The organism is Shinella lacus, assembly GCF_010994755.1.
GTDB lineage: Bacteria > Pseudomonadota > Alphaproteobacteria > Rhizobiales > Rhizobiaceae > Shinella > Shinella lacus.
Window position 1 is genome coordinate 1 of the sequence record NZ_WHSB02000040.1, and the last position, 2,197, is coordinate 2,197.

General features: G+C 63.1%; 1 protein-coding gene. It reads right to left on the reverse strand.

All coding sequences use genetic code 11. The features are described 5' to 3' along the window. Positions 1 to 10: 10 nt before the first annotated feature. On the reverse strand, positions 11 to 2,158 hold the full coding sequence (katE, locus tag GB927_RS34150; protein ID WP_256121578.1) for a catalase: 2,148 nt from the start codon (positions 2,156 to 2,158) through the stop codon (positions 11 to 13). Between the last annotated feature and the right edge of the window lie 39 nt (positions 2,159 to 2,197).

Consider the following 2,197-nt stretch of genomic DNA (forward strand, 5'->3'; position numbering starts at 1 on the left):
TTGCCGAGCTTTATTTGGCGGGCTGCGATGCCTTGCCGAGCTTCACGGATGGCTCTCGGCCCCATACGCGCAACTTGCCCAGTTCCGCCACGAAACCGGAAAGCCCATCCTCGCCGGGAAGGGCAAGGATACCCTCATCGAGCGCATCGGCGATCCCGGCCTTGGCCAGCAACGGCATGGCCGACTGGTCGTAACCAATGAACTTGCAGTGCTGGAAGGCGTCCGCCACGAAGTCGCGCGCAGCCGCCTCCGCCACCAGGTCGTCGATCGCCTCGACAGAGGTCAGCAACGCGACCGCGTCGAAAAGGACCGACGGCCCGCCGTCGATCATGTGGTGGGCTTTGACCAACGATCCATCCGATGCCGTCACGCCGCCGACTTTGGGCGCGATCAGTTCGCACGTGCCCTTTTCCTTGTTGACCGCCGTGATCAGCCCATTCAGCAGCTTGGCATCGACACCGTCGGTGACAAGGATGCCGAGCTTGCGGCCTTCGAAGCGCTTCGGCCCGTTCTCGACGATGCTGAGCGCGGGCGAGGGTTCGAGATCCTGGCGCGTCGCAACAGCCGCATCGGCCGGCTTCGGCATGGGCTGGAGGCCGAGCTTCTGGGCCACTGTCGTCGCGAGCGTCTCGTCTATGTTCAGAAGGTGCGACACCATGCGCTCTCGGATAGCCGGCGTTTCGACCTTGCTGAGTTCGAAGGTGAGGGCGGCTGCGATGTGGCGTTGCTCCGGCGGTGTCTGGCTGATGAAGAACTGCCGGGCCTGGCTATAGTGGTCGGCGAAGCTTTCCGGGCGCAGCCGGGCCTTGGTGCCCTGCTCTTCGGCAGGGAAGGGGCGGTGGCCGCGCGTTGGCGACTCACGCGGACCTTCGTTGAACGAATTCGGCTGGTAATTCACACGGCCGACCGGATTGCGCATCGCCATGTGCCCATCCTGCTGGAAATGCGCGAAGGGACACTTCGGCGCGTTGATCGGCAGATGGGTGAAGTTCGGGCCGCCGAGGCGCTTCAGCTGCGTATCCAGATAGGAGAAGTTGCGGCCCTGCAGCAGCGGGTCGTTGCTGAAGTCGATGCCCGGGGGCACGTTTTGCGTCATGAACGCGACCTGCTCGGTCTCGGCGAAGAAATTCTCCGGCATGCGATCGAGCACCAATCGACCGATCGGCTGCGGCTTGAGGATTTCCTCCGGAATGAGCTTTGTCGGGTCGAGCACGTCGAAATCGAAGCTGTCGGCGAACTCCTGGTCGAAAAGCTGGACCTGCAATTCCCATTCGGGGAAGTTGCCGGACTGGATCGCCTGCCAGAGGTCGCGGCGGTGGAAGTCCGGGTCGGCGCCGTTGATCTTGACCGCCTCGTTCCAGGCGACGGACTGAAGGCCCAGCTTCGGCTTCCAGTGGAATTTGACGAAGGTCGACTCGTCCTTTGCATTGACGAAGCGGAAGGTATGAACGCCAAAACCCTCCATGAAGCGCAGGGACCGCGGAATGGCCCGGTCCGACATGGTCCACATGACCATGTGCATGCTTTCCGGCGTCAGGCTGATGAAGTCCCAGAAATTGTCATGGGCGGTCTGTGCCTGCGGGAACGCCCGGTCGGGCTCCTGCTTGGCGGCATGGATCAGGTCGGGAAATTTGATGGCGTCCTGGATGAAGAACACGGGAATGTTGTTGCCGACGAGATCCCAGTTACCCTCTTGGGTGTAGAGCTTGACTGCGAAGCCGCGCACGTCGCGGGCAAGATCTGCCGAACCCTTGTTGCCGGCCACCGTGGAGAAGCGCACGAAAGCCGGCGTGCGTTCGCCCGCGCGCTGGAAGAGGTCGGCCTTGGTATAGGCGGCGAGCGACTCGTAGGTCTCGAAGAAGCCGTGCGCGCCGTATCCTCGGGCATGGACGACGCGCTCGGGAATACGCTCGTGGTCGAAGTGGAAGATTTTTTCACGGAAGTGAAAGTCGTCGACGACAAGCGGCCCGCGCGGGCCGACGCGAAGTGAATTCTGGTCGTCGGCGACAGGCCCGCCCTGGGCAGTCGTCAGCACGGGCGTGTCGCCTTCTGCCGTCTGGTGAAGCTCGCCACCCGCACCGCGTCGCAGCTTCACGTCGTGGATCGTGGCGGTGTCGGTTGCGTCTCTCGGCGCGGCGGCGGTTCTTTTCTTGGCCATGGATGCGGCTCCTGGTGAACTCGTTTGAGGGCAAGGTTG